We start from the raw sequence: 20,978 nt of genomic DNA, 5'->3' as shown, positions 1-20,978 counted from the left end.
AGCAGAATCGCTTCATGGAGCCCACGACACTGAGCACGGACCGATTGGTACTGCGGCCTTTCGTCCTCGCGGACGAGGCCGAGGTCTACGCCGCGGCACAGGACCCGGACATCCAGCGCTGGACGCTGGTCCCCTCCCCCTACAAGAAGGAGGACGCGCACACCTGGGTGACCGAGACCGCGCCCGGCGGCTGGCGCGCCGGCACGGCCTTCCCCTTCGCCGTACGCCTGGGAGCCGCGGGCCCGCTGGTCGCGTCCGTCGGCCTGCACGTCCACAGCGCGGAGAGCTACGAGGTCGGCTACTGGGCGGTCAAGGAGCACCGCGGCCGGGGCTACATGACCGAGGCGGTCCTGGCCGTCGCCCGCTGGGCCTTCACCGAGCTCGGCATCGGGCGCCTGGAGTGGCGGGCCGAGGTGGGCAACACGGGCTCCCGCGCCGTGGCCGAGAAGGCGGGCTTCCAGGTCGAGGGCCTCCTGCGGGCCGGCATCATCCAGCGCGGCACGTACCGCGACTGCTGGATCGGTGCCCTCCTCCCCTCCGACCTGGGCCTGACCCCGGCGATGCCCTACCTCCCACCGACCGCCGCCTGACCGGTCCGCTGTCAGTGGCACCGCCTAGGCTTCCGCGCATGACCAGCCTGCCGCCGCCGACCGTGTCCCTCTCCGCCGACGAGGCCCGCCGCATCGCCCTGCGGGCGCAGGGCTTCCTCGGGGCACCCGACCGCCGCGGAGGGGTCCGCGGGGTCCTGCGCCACCTGGGCGCCGTGCAGCTGGACACCATCTCGGTCCTGGCCCGCTCGCACGAGCTGATCCCCTACGCCCGCCTGGGCGCGGTCGGCCGGGACACCGTGGAGCAGGCCTACTGGTCGGACCGGCACGCCTTCGAGTACTGGTCGCACGCGGCCTGCATCCTGCCCATCGAGGAATGGCCGCACTTCGCGTTCCGCCGCCGGGCCCGCCGGGCGCGCGGCCACCGCTGGCACGTCCTGCAGGACAAGGAGCGCTCGACGCGGGCGGTGCTGGACCGGCTCCGCGCCGACGGCCCGCTGACCTCCACCGAGCTGGGCGGCGCCAAGAACGGCGGCGAGTGGTTCGAGTGGTCCGAGACCAAGATCGCGGTGGAGTGGCTGCTCGACACCGGCGAGGTGGTGTGCAGCGAGCGCCGCGGCTGGAAGCGGGTCTACGACCTCCCCGAGCGGGCCGTTCCCGACGCGCTGCTCCACGACGACCTGGACGACCGCGAGTGCGTACGCCGCCTGGTCGCCCTGGCCGGCCGGTCCCTCGGGGTCGGCACCCGCGCGGACATCGCGGACTACCACCGCCTCAAGGGCGAGGAGTTCGACGCGGTGGTCGCGGAATCCGGGCTGGTCCCGGTCGAGGTGGAGGGCTGGTCCAAGCCCGCGTGGGCGGACCCGGCGGCGCTCGCGGAGGCCCCCAGGGGCCGCCACCGCACGACGCTGCTGTCGCCCTTCGACTCCCTGGTCTGGGACCGCCCCCGGACCGAGCGGATCTTCGGCTTCACGCACCGCCTGGAGGCGTACGTGCCCAAGCCCAAGCGGATACACGGGTACTTCGCGATGCCGCTGCTGGCGGGCGGCCGGCTCCAGGGCCGCGTCGACCCGGCCCGGGAGGGCCGCACGCTGGTCGCCCGGCAGCTCTCGCTGACCTCCCCGAAGGCCGCGGGCCCGATGGCTCAGGCCCTGCGGGAGGCCGCGGAATGGGTCGGCTGTGACGAGGTGCGCGTCGAGCGCGCGAGTTCACCCGCGGAAGCCGCGGCCGTCACGGCGGAACTCGCCGCGCGCTGAGCGCCGCCGGGTGCTGCCGGGTGCCGCCGGACGATCAGGTCAGCGGATTTCGAGAATCTTTTCCCGCATCGCGTAGACCACGGCCTCCATCCTGGAGTGCAGCTGCAGCTTCTCCAGGATGTTGCGGACGTGGTTCTTCACGGTGTTCTCGGAAATGAACAACTGCTTGGCGATATCACGGTTGTTCATACCGGTGGCCACCAGTTTCAGGACCTCGAGTTCCCGGTCCGTCAGCCTCGGCGCGGGCACCAGCCGCCGCTCGTCCGTCCGCTGGATCATCGACTTGAACTCGGTGAGCAGCTTCGACGCCATCGACGGACTGATCTGCGACTGGCCGTCCGCCACCGCCCGGATCGCCGTGGCCACCTCGTCCGTCGAGATCTCCTTCAGCAGGTACCCGGTCGCACCCGCCTTGATCGCGTCGTAGAGGTCCGCCTCCTCGTCGCTGATCGTCAGCATGATGATCTTCGCGGAGGGGGCCACCTCCTTGATCGAGGTGCACGCCTCGATCCCGCCGCGCCGGGGCATCCGCACGTCCATCAGCACGATGTCCGGAAGCAGGTCGGCCGCCTTGTCCACGGCCTCCGCCCCGTCCCCGGCCTCGCCGACGACCTGGATGTCCTCCTCCTGCGCGAGGACGATCTCCAGTCCCCGCCGGAACAGCGCGTGGTCGTCGACCACGAGCACCCTGATGGGCTCCCGGGCGGGCTCCTGCGTCGGGTCCGTCCCGCGGCAGCCCGCGACGTCGCCGTCCCCGCGCACCGGCCCGAAGCTGTCCGCCATCGTTCCTCCCCCTGCATGTGCTCAGTCGCTGGGCCAACCGGACACACACCGCAGCCGGTTGACTGCACGCCATGATTCCATGCCCGCACCACGGCGCGGGGGCCACAAGTGCGCCACCTGGCGCATACCCGTCGCACACCCGTCATGCAGGTGCCCCCGCGCAGGCGCCGTGGCGCCTGCGCGAGGGCGACGAAACGGTGTGCCCTGCCTCAGCCGCCGAGCGCGCCACCGGCGCCGCCCCGCGGCTCCTCCGAGGTGGAGGCACCGTCCGGGTTCACGTGGATGACGCCGTAGTCATAGGCATGGCGGCGGTAGACAACACTGGGCATCTTCGTCTCGGAGTCGACGAACAGATAGAAGTCGTGGCCGACCAGTTCCATCTCGTACAGGGCCTGGTCGAGTGACATGGGTGCGGCCGAGTGGGTCTTCTCGCGGACGATGAGCGGGCCTTCGCCCTGCACCTCGATGGATCCGATCCGGGTGATCGGTACCCCGTCCGTCTTCTCCTCGGACACCGGCTGACCGCTGCCGTTCAGCGAGGCGACGCCCGGCACCACGTCGGCGACCTCCGCCGCCGAGAGCCGGCCGTTGCCACGGCGGGTGTAACGCTTGTCGTGCTGCTTGCGCAGCCGGGCCTCCAGCTTGTCCTGAGCCAGGTCGAGCGCCGCGTACGCGTCGGCGGCGGCGGCCTCGGCCCGGATCACCGGGCCCCGCGAACGCAGGGTGATCTCCACGCGGTCGGAACGGTCGGCCTGGCGCGGGTTGTGCTCCTTGGACACCTCGACGTCCAAGCTGATCACCTTGGCGTCGAGCTTCTGGATCCGCTCCGGATTCAGCTTCTCGGCCACGTGCTTGCGGAACCGCTCGGGCACCTCGGTCTTGCGGCCCTTGACGACGATGTCCACGCAGAACTCCGTTCCCGGATAGCTCCGCCCGACGGGGCGAAGCGTCTCCCTTTCGCACCAGACTCCGGTGAAGGCCGGAGCCTCGGACTTGGCGACTTTCACCTCCTCCTCCCCCATCGGCAAGATCAACACCCCACCGACTTCGGAGTCGGGAGACAGCCTCCTGAGTTCCTTACAACCGAACATATCCCTCTCGGGCGGTTGTCGGCACCCGCTACCGGAATGTACTTCCATCCAGGTGGCTGTTCCCTCTTACTACCTGCAACGATGGGCCTTCCCCGCCAGTTCCAAATCTATTCACAAGATTTTTCGTTCTGTCCGAGTTGCTCAAACACGTGGCGCCCGTTCGATCCGCCTGAAGGAGTCCGCCGGCGCGGCCACCACCGCCGCCCGCAGCGCCGCCCCCGGATTCGCCCCCGCGCCCGCCGCCGGGCCCGTCACCAGCCCCGCGGCGCGCACCGCCCGCGCCGCCTCCGCCAGCGTCGCCCCCGTGGTGATCAGGTCGTCCACCAGCACGATCCGGGCCGCCCCGGCCGTGAGCCGCCACCCGCCCCGGCGCACCGCCAGTGCCCCCGCGAGGTTCTCCCGGCGCTGCCGCGCCCCCAGCCCCGCCTGGTCCGCCACCGCCCGCCGCAGCGCCAGTACGGGCGCCACCCGCGCGGGAACACCGGCCCGCCGCAGCCGCCCCGCGGCCGCCAGCGCGATCCTGCGCGCCGGATCGTGCCCGCGCGCCCGGACCTGCCGCCGCGCCGACGGTACGGGCACCAGCACCACGTCCCCGGCGCCGCCCGGGCCGCCACGGGCGCCCGCCAGGACGGCCGCCGCCAGGGCGCCGCCGAGCACCCCGGCCAGCGGCAGCGCCCCGCGCTCCTTGTGCGCCAGCAGGAGGCTCCGTACGGCCCCCTCGTAGACGGCGGCGGCCCGCACCGCCGGCAGCCCCGCGGGGCTGGGAGACGGCCGCACCGGCCCCTCCCCGGCCCCGCTCAGCACCTCCCGGCACTCGGCGCACACCAGCACCCGGAGCGCCCCGCAGCCGGCGCAGTCGACCGGCAGCACCAGCCCGGCGAGCTCCTGCCACCACCCCCGCATGGCTCCACACTGACGGGCCGGGCCACGGCCCGCGACCCCTGTGGACAACCCGCGACCGCGGGACGGATCAGCCCGGGTACACCGGGGCCCGGCCGCCCAGCGCGGCCGTACGCCACTGCGCCCCCGGCGGCAGCCACACGATCCCGTCCTCCGAGAACGCGACCACCGGCTTCGGCTTCGCCTCGTCCTCCATGGCCGCGACCGCCACCTCCGACAGACCGGTGGCCCCGGGCAGGCTCGCCGCGACCATCGAACCGTCGGCCAGCATGTAGCGGGCCTGCTGCACGCCGCCCTTCTCCCGGCCCACCACCAGCAGGCGGCCGCGCGGTGCCCAGCTCATCGCCGTCACGTCGATCATCTGCGGAGCCGCCGGGCGCAGCTCGCGCACCGACACCGCCGAGACGTCACCCTTGCCGTCGGGCCGCTCGATCCGCCCCACGTAGAGGATCTTGTTGCCGTCGGCCTCCGCCACCAGCAGCGCGATCCGCGCCCCGTCGGCGGACACCTTCAGCGAGGTGATCTTCCGGCCGTCGAGCCCCGCCACCTGCACCTTCTCCGGGGTCCCGGCGCCACCCGGCACCCGCCACAGCCCCATCGACTGCGGATCCCGGTCGGCGACCCACACGTCGCCCGAAGCGTCCCAGCTCGGCGCGGTCAGCATCGCCGACTTGCCGCCCCTGCCGATCGGCAGCGGCTGCGGCATCGGGCCGCCCCCGACCAGCGGTACGACGTACAGCGCGTGCTCGTCCTCCGAGACCACGGCCGCGTGCCGCTCGTCGTGCGAGACCGCCGCCGACCTGACCTTGAACCCGGGAGGAGTGGCCAGCGGCCCCGGCACCGGTTCGGGCCGGATCTGCTGCTCCTCGCTGCTCGTGTCCAGCTTCATCCGGACCAGCCGCTGCTCGTTGTCGACGAAGTACTGGAACTCGGGGATCTTGGGGCGGCCCGCGATCGCGGCCGCGTTCACCTCGCTCACCGAGCACAGCGACGTCGACTTGCCGCCCGCCCGCACCAGTTCGACCTGGTCGAGCCGGGAGCCCGTCAGATCCTTGACCGTGTACAGGAGTTGGGTGGCCATCTTCTTGCACTGCGGCTGCGCGACGTTCTCGGCCTTCTCGTTGAGCGGCACGCGCAGCGTGTTCTGCCCGTCGTACGAAAGGGACTTGGTGCCCGGGCTGAGTTCCGTACCGGTGGGGAAGCTGGACTCCACGACCGGGGCGAGCCACCGGGACGGCCCGGCCAGCAGCGACTGCACGGTCTGCGTGGTGGGGTCCATCCGCGAATCGGGATCGGTGCGCTGACGCACGTAGACCGGGTCGGCGACGAGCGAGCCGCCCGCGAAGTAGTACTTGTTGACCGGCATGTAGATGCGCTGGAAGTCCGACTCGCTGAGCACGAGCCCGCTCGGCGGGGTCGAGATCCGCCACTGCTCGTCCTTGTCCCGGACCAGCTGGAGGAACTCCTCGTAGTCACCGGCCCCGGTCTCCGGCTGGTACGCACTGTGCTCGTCGACGGTCGCGAGCTTCTTCCCGGTCACCTTCCAGCGGGGCCCCTCGGGGTCCTTCTCCCCCCTGTTCGGGACGCGGTTGAGGCCGGAGGACAGCACCGTGACGGCGGAGCCGGGCTTCCAGCTCTTCGCGGCGGCCTCGGTGAGGTACTTGCGGGCGGTCTCCAGCTGCGGGTCGTCGCTGGTCATCGCCTCCAGGAAGCCGTCGACGATCTCCGCCGGGCTGGCCTTGTCCGCGGGCGGTACGCCGAACACCCGGACCTGCGAGTCCACGCCCTGCGAGGCCTGCACCGGGCGGATGTCACCGCTGTCCGGCATGGAGGCGCAGCCGGCGAGCAGCAGTCCGGCCGTGCCGAAGGCCCAGGCCCGTACGGTGCGCAGCCGCCGGAGCCGGACCCGCGCACGCCCCGCCCGCGCGTCCAAGGGCTCAGCGTCCATCGGCTCGGTCCTCCTGTTGTGCCTGCTCGGCCGGGCGGGCCACGACCCGGGCCCCGTTCCCCGGCAGGGCCGTCGGGTCGGCGGGCACCGGCATCGCTCCGGCGACGGGCGAGCGCGGCGGTATCGGCGAACGGTCGCCGGCGTCGGCGGGCGTACGCTCCGCCGCGCCGCCCGCGGCCTCGGCGGCGGCCCTGGCCCGGTTGGCGCGGTTGGCCCGGGAATCCTCGGGCTCCAGCGGGATGGGCGAGCCCCGCAGCGGCTCGTCGGCCGTGCGCGGCAGGGTCAGGCGGAACTGCGAGCCGCCGCCCGGCTCGCCCCAGGCCTGCAGCCAGCCCCCGTGCAGCCGGGCGTCCTCGACGGCGATGGACAGGCCGAGGCCGGTCCCGCCGGTCGTGCGCGCCCGCGCCGGGTCGGCCCGCCAGAAGCGGTTGAAGACACGGGTGGCCTCGCCGGGCTTGAGCCCGACGCCGTAGTCCCGTACGGCGACGGCGACGGCCCCGCCCGCGGACGCCAGCCGGACCACCACGTCGCGGCCCTCGCCGTGCTCCACGGCGTTGACGACCAGATTGCGCAGGACCCGCTCCACCCGCCGGGCGTCGGCCTCGGCGATGACCGGCTGGGTGTCGCCCAGGACCCGGATCCGGGTGCCCTTGTGCTCGGCGAGCGGCTCGGCGCCGTCGATGACCCGGCGGACCACGTCGCGGAGGTCGATGGGCTCGGCCTCCAGGGCCGCGGCCCCCGCGTCGAAGCGGCTGATCTCCAGCAGGTCGGCGAGGAGCGACTCGAACCGGTCGAGCTGCCCGGCGAGCAGTTCGGCGGAACGCGCGGTGATCGGGTCGAAGTCGACCCGGGCGTCGTGGATGACGTCGGCGGCCATCCGTACCGTCGTCAGCGGGGTGCGCAGCTCGTGCGACACGTCCGAGACGAAGCGGCGCTGCATCCGGGACAGCTCCTCCAGCTGCTGGATCTTGTTCTGGAGGTTCTGCGCCATCTTGTTGAAGGCCTCGCCGAGACGCGCGATGTCGTCCTCACCGGTGACCTTCATCCGCTCCTGGAGCCGCCCGGCCGAGAGCCGCTCGGCGATCCCGGCGGCCATCCGGACCGGCGTCACCACCTGGCGTACGACGAGCCAGGCGATGCCGCAGAGCAGAACGACGACGAACAGGCCCGCGGTCACGATCGTGACCTTGATCAGGTTGAGGGACTCCTCCTCCTGCGTGAGCGGGAAGAGGTAGTACAGGTCGTACGGGTCACCGTTGATGTCCGAGAGCCGCTTGCCGATGACCAGCGCCGGCTCGGGCTCCTTGGCCCCGTCCCCGCTGGTGTAGCGGATCTCGGAGAAGGTCTTGAACGCGCCGGTGGCGTGGTTGACGGCCCGGCGCAGCCCCAGCGGGACGCTGGCGGTCGGATCGACGTTGCCGGAGGCCCTGGCGCCCTTGACGCCCTGCGTCCCGGGCAGCGCCTCATCGCCCGTGCCGGCGCCCAGCGCGACGACCTCGAACGCGGTCTGTCCGCCACTGGCCAACTGCTTGACCAGGGAGTTCATCCAGGTACTGGCGTCCCGGCCGATCTTGTTGTCGGTCGCGTCGGGCCCGTCCACCGTCGCCGGGGCGTTGGCCTTCTCCTGCGCCACCGCGAACCCGCCCGCGGCCTGGCTCTGCGCCGCCTCCTCCTTGGCTTCGAGGAGACCCTTGCTGACCTGGGCGATGACGACGAAACCCAGGGCGAGGACCACGGCGAGCGAGATCAGCAGGGTGGCGGCGACCACCCGGAGCTGGATGTTGCGCCGCCACAGCCGGACAGCCGGAAGCAGCGGCCGGCGCGCCAGGCGCAGGAACAGCCGCAGTACCCGGCTGCTCGACGCCCGGTCCCGGAACAGCCGGCCGAAGCGCAGCTTCCACGGGCGGGAGCCGCCCGGGACCCTGCCGGACATGCCGGAAGCGCCGGACTGCACGTCAGCTGGGTCCGGCCTTGTAGCCGACACCGCGCACCGTCACGACGATCTCGGGGCGCTCCGGATCCTTCTCGACCTTGGAGCGCAGGCGCTGCACGTGCACGTTGACCAGGCGGGTGTCCGCCGCGTGCCGGTAGCCCCAGACCTGCTCCAGCAGCACCTCACGCGTGAAGACCTGCCAGGGCTTGCGTGCGAGGGCGACCAGCAGGTCGAACTCCAGCGGGGTCAGCGCGATGGAGGCACCGTCCCGCTTGACCGAGTGCCCGGCCACGTCGATGACCAGGTCACCGATGGCCAGCTGCTCGGGCGCGGGCTCCTCCGACCGGCGCAGACGGGCCCGGATGCGGGCCACCAGCTCCTTCGGCTTGAACGGCTTCACGATGTAGTCGTCGGCCCCGGACTCCAGGCCCACGACGACATCGACCGTGTCGCTCTTCGCGGTGAGCATGACGATCGGCACGCCGGACTCCGCCCGGATCAGGCGGCAGACCTCTATGCCGTCCCTTCCGGGCAGCATGAGGTCCAGCAGCACCAGGTCGGGCTTCGCCTCCCGGAAGGCAGCAAGTGCCTTGTCACCGTCCGCTACGAACGACGGCTCAAAACCTTCTCCACGCAGCACAATGCCGAGCATCTCGGCCAGCGCGGTGTCGTCGTCGACGACAAGGACGCGTCCCTTCATGGTTGACATCATCCCATTAGCTAATCGTTACCCGGCGGTGAGCTGTCCCACAGCCAAAAGGGCTGGAAATCGACCCTCGGACCTGCGTGGAGATCAGCCCCACCAGTCTGCCCCCGATCGGGTCGACTATTGAAGGTACGGGCTGCGAAGACCCCGCAGTACCGCCCGGAACCGTCCGACCGGTCGGCATCCCCCCGAACCGGCCCTCCCCGCCCCGCCACCGCCCCCGATCCGCCGCCCACCCCCTACTCCGTTCGGGCCCCCCACGTGGCACGATGGCAGCGACCAGCGCCCCGCCGCGGCAGGCGCACGTGAAGGAGTGACGATGAACGACTCTCCGGGCTGGGCTACGCCCGGATCCTCTCCGTCCGACGACGAGCGGCCGGGCACCGACGGCGGCGCGCAACAGCCCACACCGCCCGCGCAGCCCGCGCAGCCCGTCGGCGACCCCAAGTGGTCCGCCGAGCAGCCGCCGCCCGGTCAGTGGTCGAGCCCGGGCACCACGCCCGAGGCCCCGCAGACAGCACAGACCCCGCCGCAGCCCACCACGGGCTGGGGACAGCAGCCAGGCACCCCGCAGGCGGGCCAGTACGGCTCCCAGTACGGCTACCAGGGCGGCCCCGGCCAGTGGGGCCAGCCCCCCGCCGCGAAGCCCGGAGTGATCCCCCTGCGGCCCCTGGGCCTCGGCGAGATCCTCGACGGCGCCATCGCCACCATGCGCACCCACTGGCGCGCGGTCCTGCCGATCACCCTCGTCGTGGCCACCGTCGTCCAGGTGATCAGCGTGATCGTGCAGAAGATCATGCTGGACGACTTCGCCATCAGCGCGGACCCGGACGCCGGCCCCGAGGAACTGATCGACTCCATCGGCAGCTCCCTCGGCGCGTCGGCGGTGATCCAGTTCATCCAGGCCCTCGGAACCATCGTGGTCACCGCGCTGCTCACCATGGTCTTCAGCCGCGCCGTGCTCGGACAGCACTCCTCGGTCTCCGACGCCTGGCGCGAGGCCCGCCCCCAGCTGCTGCGCCTGATAGGGCTCACCCTGCTGATGGCCCTCGGCGCCGTCCTGCTCGGGGCTGTACTGGTCCTGCCGGGCATCCTCACCGACACCGTCGGCCTCGCCGTCCTCGGCTTCGTCCTCTGGCTGCCGCTCCTGGTCTGGCTGGGCGTCAAGTTCAGCCTGGCCTCGCCCGCCCTGATGCTGGAGAAGAGCACCGTCTTCAAGGCCTTCGCGCGCTCCTCGAAGCTCGTCAAGGACACCTGGTGGCGCATCTTCGGCATCACGGTCCTGACCACGATCATCGCCGGCTTCATCTCGGCGATGATCGTCGTACCGTTCCAGATCCTCGGTGTCTTCGCCTTCGGCGGCGGCCTCGACGCGCTCGCGGACGGCGACTCCACCGGCATGACCAACTGGGGCGCACTGATCGCCCCCGCGATCGGCCTGATCATCGCGCAGACCATCGTCATGCCGTTCCAGTCCGGCGTCACCGTCCTCCTCTACGTCGACCAGCGCATCCGCCGCGAGGGACTCGACCTGGAACTCGCCCGGGCCGCCGGCCTGGAGAACTACGGCACGACCGGAGGCTGACGCACAGATGATGAGTACGGGGGGCCTCATCACCCGCGCCACGGCGCTCCTGTCCGGCGACGGGACACCACCGGTGACGACACCGCGCGAACCCGCCAGGGAGGCGGCCGAGCACGAACTGTCCAAGCCGATGTACCACGAGAACGACCCGGGCCTGTTCGACCGCGCCCTGCGCAAGTTCTTCGACTGGCTCGACGACCTGCTCGGCGCCGCCTCCGGGGCGACCCCCGGGGGCGGCCTCGGCCTCCTCGTGATCCTCGTCCTCGTGGTCCTCGCCGTCGGCGCCCTCTGGTGGCGACTGGGCACCCCCGGCCGGATCACCACCGGCGCCGGCGACCTCTTCGCCGACGGCCCCCGCAGCGCCGCCGAGCACCGCACCGCCGCCGAAGCCCACGCCACCGCCGGCCGCTGGACCGAAGCCGTCCAGGAGCGCATGCGCGCCGTCGTCCGCTCCCTGGAGGAGCGCACCCTGCTCGACCCGCGCCCGGGCCGCACCGCCGACGAGGCCGCCGCCGAAGCCGCGGTCTCCCTCCCCGACCACGCTGCGGACCTCCGCGCCGCCGCCCGCACCTTCGACGACGTCACCTACGGCGGCCGCACCGCCGACGCCGACACCTACGCCCGCCTGCGCGCCCTCGACCTCACCCTGGACCGCGCGAAGCCGCTGCTGACGGGACCCACCGCATGACCGGCCCGACCGACCCGGCCGCGCCGGCGCCCCTTTCGGCCCCGCCGGCGCCCGAGCCCGCGCCCGGCGCCCCCGGCGACGGCGGCGGCCCCGCCGACCGGGCCGCCCGCGCCGACGGCGACCCGCGCACCCGCCGACGCCGCCAGATCCGCCGCGCCCTCACCGCCGTGGCCGTCCTCGCCGCCGGCGTCATCGCCACGGCCGCCCTCAACTCCGGTACCCGCCACGGCTACCTCGACCCCCGCTCCGCCGACCCCTCCGGCAGCCGCGCGGTCGCCGAGCTCCTGAAGGAACGCGGCGTCACCACCCGCGTCGTCACCACCGCCCGCGAGGCGGCCGACGCCGCCGGCCCCCGCACCACCCTCCTGGTCACCGACCCCGACCGGCTCGGCACCACCCAGCGCGACATCATCCGCTCGGCCATCGACCTCTCCGGCGGCCGCACCGTCCTCCTCGCGCCCAGCAGCCACAGCCTCACCGGCCTCTCCCCCGGCGTGCGCACCGCCGGCGCCGCCGACACGAACCACCCCGACCCGGGCTGCACCCTGCCCGCCGCCACCTCGGCCGGCCGCGCGGACACCGGCGGCGGCCTCCGCTACACCACCACCCTCACCGGGACCACCGCCTGCTACCCGAGCGGCGGCGACCCCACCCTCCTCGTCCTGCCCACCGGCCCGACCGGCGGCGACACCGTCCTCCTCGGCTCCGAGACGATCCTCCTCAACGAGTCCCTCGCCGACGAGGGCAACGCCTCCCTCGCCCTCCAACTCCTCGGCTCCCGCCCGGACCTCGTCTGGTACCTGCCGTCCCTCGCGGACTCCGACCCCGCCACCGCGCCCTCCGAGGACAAGGGCCTCCTCGACCTCGTCCCGGCCGGCTGGTCCTGGGCCCTGCTCCAGCTCTTCGTCGCCGCCGTCCTCGCCGCCCTCTGGCGCGCCCGCCGACTGGGCCCCCTCGTCACCGAGAAGCTCCCCGTCGCCATCCGCGCCTCCGAGGCCACCGAAGGCCGCGCCCGCCTCTACCGCAAGGCCGACGCCCGCGACCGCGCCGCCACCGTGCTGCGCGCCGCCACCCGCGAACGCCTGGCCGCCCTGGTCGGCGTACCGCACACCCAGGCCCACGACCCCGCGGCACTGGCCCCGGCCGTCTCCGCCCGCCTCTCCGGCGGACCCCGGGACGTGACCGCCCTCCTCTTCGGCACCACCCCCTCCGACGACGCGGCACTCGTCGCGCTCGCCGACCACCTCGACGCCCTCGAAAGAGAGGTCCGTACGTCATGACGTACCCGGCCACCGAGTCCACGGCAGTGACCGCGGACAGCGCCCGCGCTTCCCTCGAAGCGCTCCGCACCGAGATCGGCAAGGCCGTGGTCGGTCAGGACTCCGCCGTCACCGGTCTGGTCGTCGCGCTCCTGTGCCGCGGCCACGTCCTCCTCGAAGGCGTCCCCGGCGTCGCGAAGACCCTCCTCGTCCGGGCCCTGGCCGCCTCCCTCGAACTCGACACCAAGCGCGTCCAGTTCACCCCGGACCTGATGCCGAGCGATGTCACCGGCTCGCTCGTCTACGACGCCCGCACCGCCGAGTTCTCCTTCCAGGACGGCCCGGTGTTCACCAATCTCCTCCTCGCCGACGAGATCAACCGCACCCCTCCCAAGACCCAGTCCTCGCTCCTGGAGGCCATGGAGGAGCGCCAGGTCACGGTCGACGGCACTCCGCGCAAGCTGCCCGACCCCTTCCTCGTCGCCGCCACCATGAACCCGGTCGAGTACGAGGGCACGTACCCCCTCCCGGAAGCCCAGCTCGACCGCTTCCTCCTCAAGCTCACCGTCCCCCTCCCCTCCCGCGAGGACGAGATCGGGGTACTGACCCGCCACGCCGCCGGCTTCAACCCCCGCGACCTGCACGCCGCGGGCATCCGCCCCGTCGCCGGCCCGGCCCAGCTCGAAGCCGCCCGCCAGGCCGTCGCCCAGGTCTCCGTATCCCCCGAGATCGCCGGCTACGTCGTCGACGTCTGCCGGGCCACCCGCGAATCGCCGTCCCTCACCCTCGGCGTCTCCCCCCGCGGCGCGACCGCCCTGCTGGCCACCGCCCGCGCCTGGGCCTGGCTCACCGGCCGCGACTACGTCACCCCCGACGACGTCAAGGCCCTCGCCCTGCCCACCCTGCGCCACCGCGTCCAACTGCGCCCGGAAGCGGAGATGGAGGGAGTCACGGCCGACGCCGTCATCACGGCGATCCTCTCCCACGTCCCCGTCCCGCGCTGATGGCCCTCACCGGACGCGCCGCCCTGCTGGCGGCCCTCGGCAGCATCCCGGTCGGCCTCCTCGAACCGAGCTGGACCGGCATGCTCGCGGTCAACGGCCCGATCGCACTGGCCTGCGCACTCGACTGCGCCCTGGCGGCCCCCGTACGCGGCCTCGTGCTGGCCCGCTCCGGAGACACCTCGGTCCGCCTCGGCGAACCGGCGGACGTCCACCTCACCCTCACCAACCCGAGCGGCCGCAAGCTGCGGGCCCGCGTCCGCGACGCCTGGCCCCCGAGCAGCTGGCTCCCGGGCACCGAGACCGCCGCGTCCCGCCACGAGGTGGTCGTCCCCGCGGGCGAACGCCGCCGGCTGACCACCCGTCTCCTGCCCACCCGCCGCGGCGACCGCCAGGCCGACCGCGTCACGATCCGCTCCTACGGTCCGCTGGGCCTGTGGGCCCGCCAGCGCTCCCAGGCGTCCCCCTGGACCGTCCGGGTCCTGCCGCCCTTCACAAGCCGCAAGCATCTCCCGTCCCGGCTCGCCCGCCTGCGCGAACTCGACGGCCGCACCAGCCTCCTGACGCGCGGTGAGGGCACCGAGTTCGACAGCCTCCGCGACTACGTCCCCGGTGACGACACGCGTTCCATCGACTGGCGCGCCACGGCCCGCCAGAACAAGGTGGCCGTCCGCACCTGGCGTCCCGAACGCGACCGGCACATCCTGATCTGCCTCGACACCGGCCGCACCTCGGCGGGCCGCGTCGGCGACGCCCCCCGCCTGGACTCCGCCATGGACGCCGCCCTGCTGCTGGCGGCGCTGGCCACCCGCGCCGGCGACCGTGTGGACCTGCTGGCCCACGACCGCCGCCCCCGCGCCCAGGTCCAGGGCCGCTCCGCGGCCGACACCCTCCCGTCGTTCGTCAACGCGATGGCCACCCTGGAACCGGAGCTGGTCGAGACGGACGCCAGGACCCTGGTCTCCACGGTCCTCCGCAGCGCCCCGCGCCGGTCCCTCGTGGTCCTGCTGACGAGCCTGGACGCGGCCCCGATCGAAGAGGGCCTGCTCCCGGTACTCCCCCGGCTCACGCAGCGCCACACGGTCCTGCTGGCTTCGGTCGCCGACCCGCATGTCGCGGCCATGACAAGCGCACGGGGTTCGGTGGACGCGGTCTACGAGGCCGCCGCCGGCACCCAGACCCAGTCCCAGCGCCGCCGCACCGCCGATCAGCTCAGCCGCCACGGCGTCCACGTGGTCGACGCCACCCCGGACACCCTGGCCCCGGCCCTGGCGGACGCCTACCTCGCCCTGAAGGCCGCGGGCCGCCTCTAGGTGTATTGACCCGTAGCGTTGTTCACACGGCTGATGGGCGGCTTGCCGTTGAGTGCGGTGTGGCAGCGGTGGTGGTTGTAGGTGTGGAGGAAGTCTGCCAGGGCTGCTGTCCGCTCGTCGTTCGATCGGTAGGGCCGCAGGTAGGCCCATTCGTCGAGGAGGGTGCGGTTGAAGCGTTCGACCTTGCCGTTGGTCTGCGGCCGGTAGGGGCGGATCTTCTTGTGGGTGATGCCGGCCGCGGTCAGGGCCCTGGTGAACTGTTTGGCTTTGTAGCAGGAGCCGTTGTCGGTCAGGACGTTCGACGGTGATGCCGTGGTCGGTGAAGAACGCGTTTGCCCGCTGCCAGAAGGCGATCGCGGTGTGCTGGCGCTCGTCGGGCAGGACCTCGCTGTAGGCCAGGCGGGAGTGGTCGTCGACGGCGGAGTGGATGAAGCTGTAGCCGATCACCGGGGTGGAGTTCTTGCGCTCGGTGGTGGTGGCCTGGCGGTTTCGGTCGCCTGCTGTGCGGCCCACCGTGCGCCAGCCGCCGCCGTCGGGGATGTTGCCGAGCTTCTTGATGTCGACGTGGACCAGCTCGCCCGGCCGGGCGCGTTCGTAGCGCCGGATGGCCTGCCCGGTGGGGCGGTCGAGCCAGGCCAGACGGTTCAGACCGTGGCGGACCAGGATTCGGTGCACCGTCGAGGCGGGCAGGCCCAGGATCGGGCCGATGCGGGCCGGACCGAGCTTCCGGCCGGTCCGCAGACGGCAGACCTGGGCCTCAACGGTGGCCGGTGTGCGGTGCGGAGTCGCGTGGGGCTTGCTGGAGTGATCGCGCTCAGCTTGCCGATGGGCCAAGGGGCCATTCGATGGCGTGCCGCTGGCCCGTGGACACGCATGCCGCCTGCGCCAAGGCGGGCTGTGCGTCCCCCGAGAAGCCGGCGAAGTAGATGACGCTCGCCGCACCATGGAGGCCGGAGCTGGTGCTGCTCGTCCCGGGCCGCTCACGGCCGCTGCCGAATCCCTCCCCGGGGCTTCAACTCAGCTGGTCGCGCACGAGATCAAGGAATGCCTGTCGGCTCGGATGGATGTGCGCCCAGACCTTCTCATCCTGTGGCTCTCCCGGGTCTTCGGGACCCTTCCTGATCACCTCCTGCACTGCCCACGCGAGGCTGCGTGCCGCTTCGCTGACCTCGGACGCGCACAGTACGTGGATCGTCTTCTGCGTCACCCACACCCTGTCGAGGACCTGACTTGCCCGGGCCTGCCACTGCTCGTCAGCCAGGTTGTGGTGATACCGATCCACCGCGACTCGTTCTGCTTCCTGCACCGCAGACAGAAATGCGATGAGGTGCGTGAGCCGTTCGTTGCGGCGCGCCTCGGCACGTTCACGGACACTGCGGCGCGCCTCGCCGCGTTCCAAGGCGCGTCCTGCCGAGCGTTGGGCCAGCATCGACATGAGCCCGCCGAGCAGGACGCCGATGAGCGGCGCAAGCGTTGTCCACACAACGTCCGATTATGACATCGATGGCATGAACACGGCACGGGGTGAAATCGGTGCGGCAACTGATCGAGTCGGTGAACGACACCCTCAAAGGCCAGCTCGACCTGGAACAACACGGCGGCCGGACCTTTGAGGGCGTCACCGTCCGCGTCGCCCAACGCGTCCTCGCGCTGGCCGCAGCAATCTGGCACAACCACAAGACCGGACAGCCAATCACACGGTCCCTGATCGCCTGACTCATCGAGGGGTGCCCGGCTCCATACCCTGGCCGGGCACCCACCAGGAGGACACATGGCCGACTTCACCCCCGAGCAGGTGCGCGCATGCACGACTTCGCGGAAAAGCTCGCGGAGCTGGCCGAGCACCACGAAGACCAGTGGAAGGTGCAGACCACCGATGGTCAGATCTTCCTCACGATGATGAGCCCCACCGCCGCTCACGGGCTCAACGTGATGCGGCTGCGTCGTCAGATCGAGGCCCAGACACTCGACGTCGTCGCTCTCAGCGACACCAACATGAGCGATCCGGTGACCGGCCTGACCAAGATCCCCGATCTGTTGATCATGGTCGAGGAAGACGCCGATGACACGGCGAAGGCCGTCAACTCGCGTGACGTGCAGATGGTGCTGGAAGTCGTCTCCCGCACGAATTCCCTCACCGACATCCGCGACGAGTTGCACGACTACCCGAGGATGGGGGTCCCTCTGTACGTCGTCGTGGATCCCCGTAAGGACAAGAAGTCCGTCACCGTGCACAGTGACCCCTCTGAGGGGCCCGACGGCACGCGCTACCGAAAGACGGTTCCCTACGCTTTCGGGGACAGCGTCACCGCCGGCCGCTGGACGCTCGCGACGAGCAGTCTCAAGGGCTACCCGGCCGACTGGTAGGTCACGGCCGCAGCCGCGTCCGAACCGGCCACGGCCGTAAACGCAGAAAAGCCCCGCACCATAAGGTGCGGGGCTTTCCCACAATGATTGTTCGGCGGCGTCCTACTCTCCCACAGGGTCCCCCCTGCAGTACCATCGGCGCTGAAAGGCTTAGCTTCCGGGTTCGGAATGTAACCGGGCGTTTCCCTAACGCTATGACCACCGAAACACTATGAAATTTGAACACGCTGGCATGGACACAGCTGTTCGTTATTTCAGAACTAACACAGTGGACGCGAGCAACTGAGGACAAGCCCTCGGCCTATTAGTACCAGTCAGCTTCACCCGTTACCGGGCTTCCACATCTGGCCTATCAACCCAGTCGTCTACTGGGAGCCTTACCCTCTCAAGGAGGTGGGAATACTCATCTTGAAGCAGGCTTCCCGCTTAGATGCTTTCAGCGGTTATCCCTCCCGAACGTAGCCAACCAGCCATGCCCTTGGCAGGACAACTGGCACACCAGAGGTTCGTCCGTCCCGGTCCTCTCGTACTAGGGACAGCCCTTCTCAATATTCCTACGCGCACAGCGGATAGGGACCGAACTGTCTCACGACGTTCTAAACCCAGCTCGCGTACCGCTTTAATGGGCGAACAGCCCAACCCTTGGGACCGACTCCAGCCCCAGGATGCGACGAGCCGACATCGAGGTGCCAAACCATCCCGTCGATATGGACTCTTGGGGAAGATCAGCCTGTTATCCCCGGGGTACCTTTTATCCGTTGAGCGACGGCGCTTCCACAAGCCACCGCCGGATCACTAGTCCCGACTTTCGTCCCTGCTCGACCCGTCGGTCTCACAGTCAAGCTCCCTTGTGCACTTACACTCAACACCTGATTGCCAACCAGGCTGAGGGAACCTTTGGGCGCCTCCGTTACCCTTTGGGAGGCAACCGCCCCAGTTAAACTACCCATCAGACACTGTCCCTGATCCGGATCACGGACCGAGGTTAGACATCCAGCACGACCAGAGTGGTATTTCAACGGCGACTCCACAACCACTGGCGTGGCTGCTTCAAAGTCTCCCACCTATCCTACACAAGCCGAACCGAACACCAATATCAAACTGTAGTAAAGGTCCCGGGGTCTTTCCGTCCTGCTGCGCGAAACGAGCATCTTTACTCGTAGTGCAATTTCACCGGGCCTATGGTTGAGACAGTCGAGAAGTCGTTACGCCATTCGTGCAGGTCGGAACTTACCCGACAAGGAATTTCGCTACCTTAGGATGGTTATAGTTACCACCGCCGTTTACTGGCGCTTAAGTTCTCAGCTTCGCAACCCCGAAAGGTCACTAACCGGTCCCCTTAACGTTCCAGCACCGGGCAGGCGTCAGTCCGTATACATCGCCTTACGGCTTCGCACGGACCTGTGTTTTTAGTAAACAGTCGCTTCTCGCTGGTCTCTGCGGCCACCCCCAGCTCACGGAGCAAGTCCGATCACCAGTGATGGCCCCCCTTCTCCCGAAGTTACGGGGGCATTTTGCCGAGTTCCTTAACCATAGTTCACCCGAACGCCTCGGTATTCTCTACCTGACCACCTGAGTCGGTTTAGGGTACGGGCCGCCATGAAACTCGCTAGAGGCTTTTCTCGACAGCATAGGATCATCCACTTCACCACAATCGGCTCGGCATCAGGTCTCAGCCTTAATGAGGGACGGATTTGCCTACCCCTCGGCCTACACCCTTACCCCGGGACTACCACCGCCCGGGCTGGACTACCTTCCTGCGTCACCCCATCGCTTACCTACTACAAGTCTGGTTCGTCGGCTCCACCACTTTCCTTTCCCCGAAGGGTCCGGAACGGCTTCACGGACTTAGCATCGCCTGATTCGATATTGGGCGTTTCAAAGCGGGTACCGGAATATCAACCGGTTGTCCATCGACTACGCCTGTCGGCCTCGCCTTAGGTCCCGACTTACCCTGGGCAGATCAGCTTGACCCAGGAACCCTTAGTCAATCGGCGCACACGTTTCTCACGTGTGTATCGCTACTCATGCCTGCATTCTCACTCGTGAACCGTCCACAACTAGCTTCCGCTGCTGCTTCACCCGGCACACGACGCTCCCCTACCCATCACAGCGGGCGTTGGCCCTATTGCTGCAATGACACGACTTCGGCGGTACGCTTGAGCCCCGCTACATTGTCGGCGCGGAATCACTTGACCAGTGAGCTATTACGCACTCTTTCAAGGGTGGCTGCTTCTAAGCCAACCTCCTGGTTGTCTCTGCGACTCCACATCCTTTCCCACTTAGCGTACGCTTAGGGGCCTTAGTCGATGCTCTGGGCTGTTTCCCTCTCGACCATGGAGCTTATCCCCCACAGTCTCACTGCCGTGCTCTCACTTACCGGCATTCGGAGTTTGGCTAAGGTCAGTAACCCGGTAGGGCCCATCGCCTATCCAGTGCTCTACCTCCGGCAAGAAACACACGACGCTGCACCTAAATGCATTTCGGGGAGAACCAGCTATCACGGAGTTTGATTGGCCTTTCACCCCTAACCACAGGTCATCCCCCAGGTTTTCAACCCTGGTGGGTTCGGTCCTCCACGAAGTCTTACCTCCGCTTCAACCTGCCCATGGCTAGATCACTCCGCTTCGGGTCTAGAGCGTGCAACTCAATCGCCCTATTCGGACTCGCTTTCGCTACGGCTTCCCCACACGGGTTAACCTCGCTACACACCGCTAACTCGCAGGCTCATTCTTCAAAAGGCACGCAGTCACGACCGTTGTTCCGAAGAACAACGGCGACGCTCCCACGGCTTGTAGGCACACGGTTTCAGGTACTATTTCACTCCGCTCCCGCGGTACTTTTCACCATTCCCTCACGGTACTATCCGCTATCGGTCACCAGGGAATATTTAGGCTTAGCGGGTGGTCCCGCCAGATTCACACGGGATTTCTCGGGCCCCGTGCTACTTGGGAGATTCTTAAGCAAGCCGCTGATGTTTCGTCTACGGGGGTCTTACCCTCTACGCCGGACCTTTCGCATGTCCTTCGACTACATCAACGGTTTCTGACTCGCCGACCGGCCGGCAGACCGATCAAAAGAATTCCCACAACCCCGCATGCGCAACCCCTGCCGGGTATCACACGCATACGGTTTGGCCTCATCCGGTTTCGCTCGCCACTACTCCCGGAATCACGGTTGTTTTCTCTTCCTGAGGGTACTGAGATGTTTCACTTCCCCTCGTTCCCTCCACACTGCCTATGTGTTCAGCAGTGGGTGACAGCCCATGACGACTGCCGGGTTTCCCCATTCGGACACCCCCGGATCAAAGCTCAGTTGGCAGCTCCCCGGGGCCTATCGCGGCCTCTCACGTCCTTCATCGGTTCCTGGTGCCAAGGCATCCACCGTGCGCCCTTAAAAACTTGGCCACAGATGCTCGCGTCCACTGTGTAGTTCTCAAACAACGACCAGCCACCCATCACCCCACCAGACAAGCTGGCGAGTTCACTGGGGCCGGCACTGAAGACATGACCTTACGGCCGTACCTTCAGGACCCAACAACGTGCCAGGCACGATCCCGTCCACTTCACTGTGTTCCACGCCGAAGCAGTACTTACAGAG

At 69.6% G+C, this 20,978-nt stretch carries 16 protein-coding genes, 2 rRNA genes and 2 pseudogenes; 9 read left to right on the top strand and 11 right to left on the bottom strand.

Going from position 1 to position 20,978, the window contains the following annotated elements:
* The first annotated feature begins 14 nt into the window (after positions 1–14).
* The gene (locus tag Sspor_RS26365) at positions 15–590 is read left to right on the top strand and encodes a GNAT family N-acetyltransferase (RefSeq protein WP_202201341.1); all 576 of its coding nucleotides are present in this window, start codon (positions 15–17) and stop codon (positions 588–590) included.
* A gap of 38 nt (positions 591–628) precedes the next feature.
* The gene (locus tag Sspor_RS26360; protein ID WP_202201340.1) at positions 629–1,804 is read left to right on the top strand and encodes a winged helix-turn-helix domain-containing protein; all 1,176 of its coding nucleotides are present in this window, start codon (positions 629–631) and stop codon (positions 1,802–1,804) included.
* A 39-nt stretch (positions 1,805–1,843) separates the two neighbouring features.
* Here the strand turns inward: Sspor_RS26360 and Sspor_RS26355 are convergent, their stop codons facing one another.
* From Sspor_RS26355 to mtrA, 6 genes are all read right to left on the bottom strand, one after another.
* A complete protein-coding gene (locus tag Sspor_RS26355; RefSeq protein WP_202201339.1) occupies positions 1,844–2,587 on the bottom strand; it encodes a response regulator in 744 nt (247 codons plus the stop codon).
* Positions 2,588–2,796: 209 nt separating this feature from the next.
* Complete coding sequence (hpf, locus tag Sspor_RS26350) at positions 2,797–3,492, bottom strand: ribosome hibernation-promoting factor, HPF/YfiA family (RefSeq protein ID WP_252310561.1); 696 nt, start codon at positions 3,490–3,492, stop codon at positions 2,797–2,799.
* Between the two features lie 327 nt (positions 3,493–3,819).
* Positions 3,820–4,581, bottom strand: coding sequence for a ComF family protein (locus Sspor_RS26345; RefSeq protein WP_202201337.1), 762 nt, complete (start codon positions 4,579–4,581; stop codon positions 3,820–3,822).
* Between the two features lie 67 nt (positions 4,582–4,648).
* A complete protein-coding gene (locus Sspor_RS26340) occupies positions 4,649–6,526 on the bottom strand; it encodes an LpqB family beta-propeller domain-containing protein (RefSeq protein WP_202201336.1) in 1,878 nt (625 codons plus the stop codon).
* Positions 6,516–8,459, bottom strand: a complete 1,944-nt coding sequence (mtrB, locus tag Sspor_RS26335; RefSeq protein ID WP_202201335.1) for an MtrAB system histidine kinase MtrB — start codon at positions 8,457–8,459, stop codon at positions 6,516–6,518. Before mtrB ends, Sspor_RS26340 begins: the two co-directional genes overlap by 11 nt.
* Before the next feature lie 22 nt (positions 8,460–8,481).
* Positions 8,482–9,171: a two-component system response regulator MtrA gene (mtrA, locus tag Sspor_RS26330; RefSeq protein WP_189747360.1), complete on the bottom strand. Its 690-nt coding sequence runs from the start codon at positions 9,169–9,171 to the stop codon at positions 8,482–8,484.
* 313 nt (positions 9,172–9,484) lie between these two features.
* Here mtrA and Sspor_RS26325 point away from each other — a divergent pair, with 313 nt between their 5' ends.
* Genes Sspor_RS26325 through Sspor_RS26305 form a run of 5 tightly spaced genes read left to right on the top strand, consistent with a single transcriptional unit; the run spans position 9,485 to position 15,011 of the window.
* Positions 9,485–10,750, top strand: a complete 1,266-nt coding sequence (locus Sspor_RS26325; RefSeq protein WP_202201334.1) for a glycerophosphoryl diester phosphodiesterase membrane domain-containing protein — start codon at positions 9,485–9,487, stop codon at positions 10,748–10,750.
* 7 nt (positions 10,751–10,757) lie between these two features.
* The gene (locus tag Sspor_RS26320; protein WP_202201333.1) at positions 10,758–11,438 is read left to right on the top strand and encodes a DUF4129 domain-containing protein; all 681 of its coding nucleotides are present in this window, start codon (positions 10,758–10,760) and stop codon (positions 11,436–11,438) included.
* Positions 11,435–12,718: a DUF4350 domain-containing protein gene (locus tag Sspor_RS26315; protein WP_202201332.1), complete on the top strand. Its 1,284-nt coding sequence runs from the start codon at positions 11,435–11,437 to the stop codon at positions 12,716–12,718. The genes Sspor_RS26320 and Sspor_RS26315 overlap by 4 nt, the downstream gene beginning before the upstream one ends.
* Entirely contained in the window at positions 12,715–13,701 is a 987-nt protein-coding gene (locus Sspor_RS26310) for an AAA family ATPase (protein WP_202201331.1), read from the top strand. Before Sspor_RS26315 ends, Sspor_RS26310 begins: the two co-directional genes overlap by 4 nt.
* Positions 13,701–15,011: a DUF58 domain-containing protein gene (locus tag Sspor_RS26305; RefSeq protein WP_202201330.1), complete on the top strand. Its 1,311-nt coding sequence runs from the start codon at positions 13,701–13,703 to the stop codon at positions 15,009–15,011. The genes Sspor_RS26310 and Sspor_RS26305 overlap by 1 nt, the downstream gene beginning before the upstream one ends.
* Here Sspor_RS26305 and Sspor_RS41800 read toward each other — a convergent pair.
* The 3 genes and pseudogenes from Sspor_RS41800 to Sspor_RS26295 all read right to left on the bottom strand — a co-directional run bounded on the left by Sspor_RS41800 (position 15,008) and on the right by Sspor_RS26295 (position 16,494).
* The gene (locus Sspor_RS41800; protein WP_506005371.1) at positions 15,008–15,226 is read right to left on the bottom strand and encodes an integrase core domain-containing protein; all 219 of its coding nucleotides are present in this window, start codon (positions 15,224–15,226) and stop codon (positions 15,008–15,010) included. The genes Sspor_RS26305 and Sspor_RS41800 overlap by 4 nt on opposite strands.
* A pseudogene (locus Sspor_RS41795) lies at positions 15,215–15,355 on the bottom strand (hypothetical protein); the annotation flags it as partial. The gene Sspor_RS41800 and the pseudogene Sspor_RS41795, both read right to left, overlap by 12 nt.
* A gap of 668 nt (positions 15,356–16,023) precedes the next feature.
* Entirely contained in the window at positions 16,024–16,494 is a 471-nt protein-coding gene (locus tag Sspor_RS26295) for a hypothetical protein (protein ID WP_202201329.1), read from the bottom strand.
* Between the two features lie 50 nt (positions 16,495–16,544).
* Between Sspor_RS26295 and Sspor_RS26290 the strand changes: the two are divergent.
* Positions 16,545–16,727, top strand: a pseudogene (locus tag Sspor_RS26290) (IS982 family transposase); the annotation flags it as partial.
* 87 nt (positions 16,728–16,814) lie between these two features.
* On the top strand, positions 16,815–17,378 hold the full coding sequence (locus Sspor_RS26285; RefSeq protein WP_202201328.1) for a Uma2 family endonuclease: 564 nt from the start codon (positions 16,815–16,817) through the stop codon (positions 17,376–17,378).
* A gap of 89 nt (positions 17,379–17,467) precedes the next feature.
* Here Sspor_RS26285 and rrf read toward each other — a convergent pair.
* Positions 17,468–17,584, bottom strand: a 5S ribosomal RNA gene (gene rrf / locus Sspor_RS26280).
* Positions 17,585–17,662: 78 nt separating this feature from the next.
* Positions 17,663–20,785, bottom strand: a 23S ribosomal RNA gene (locus Sspor_RS26275).
* Between the last annotated feature and the right edge of the window lie 193 nt (positions 20,786–20,978).

Source organism: Streptomyces spororaveus (assembly GCF_016755875.1).
GTDB classification, from domain to species: Bacteria; Actinomycetota; Actinomycetes; order Streptomycetales; family Streptomycetaceae; genus Streptomyces; species Streptomyces spororaveus.
This window is presented reverse-complemented; position numbering and strand designations above follow the sequence as displayed.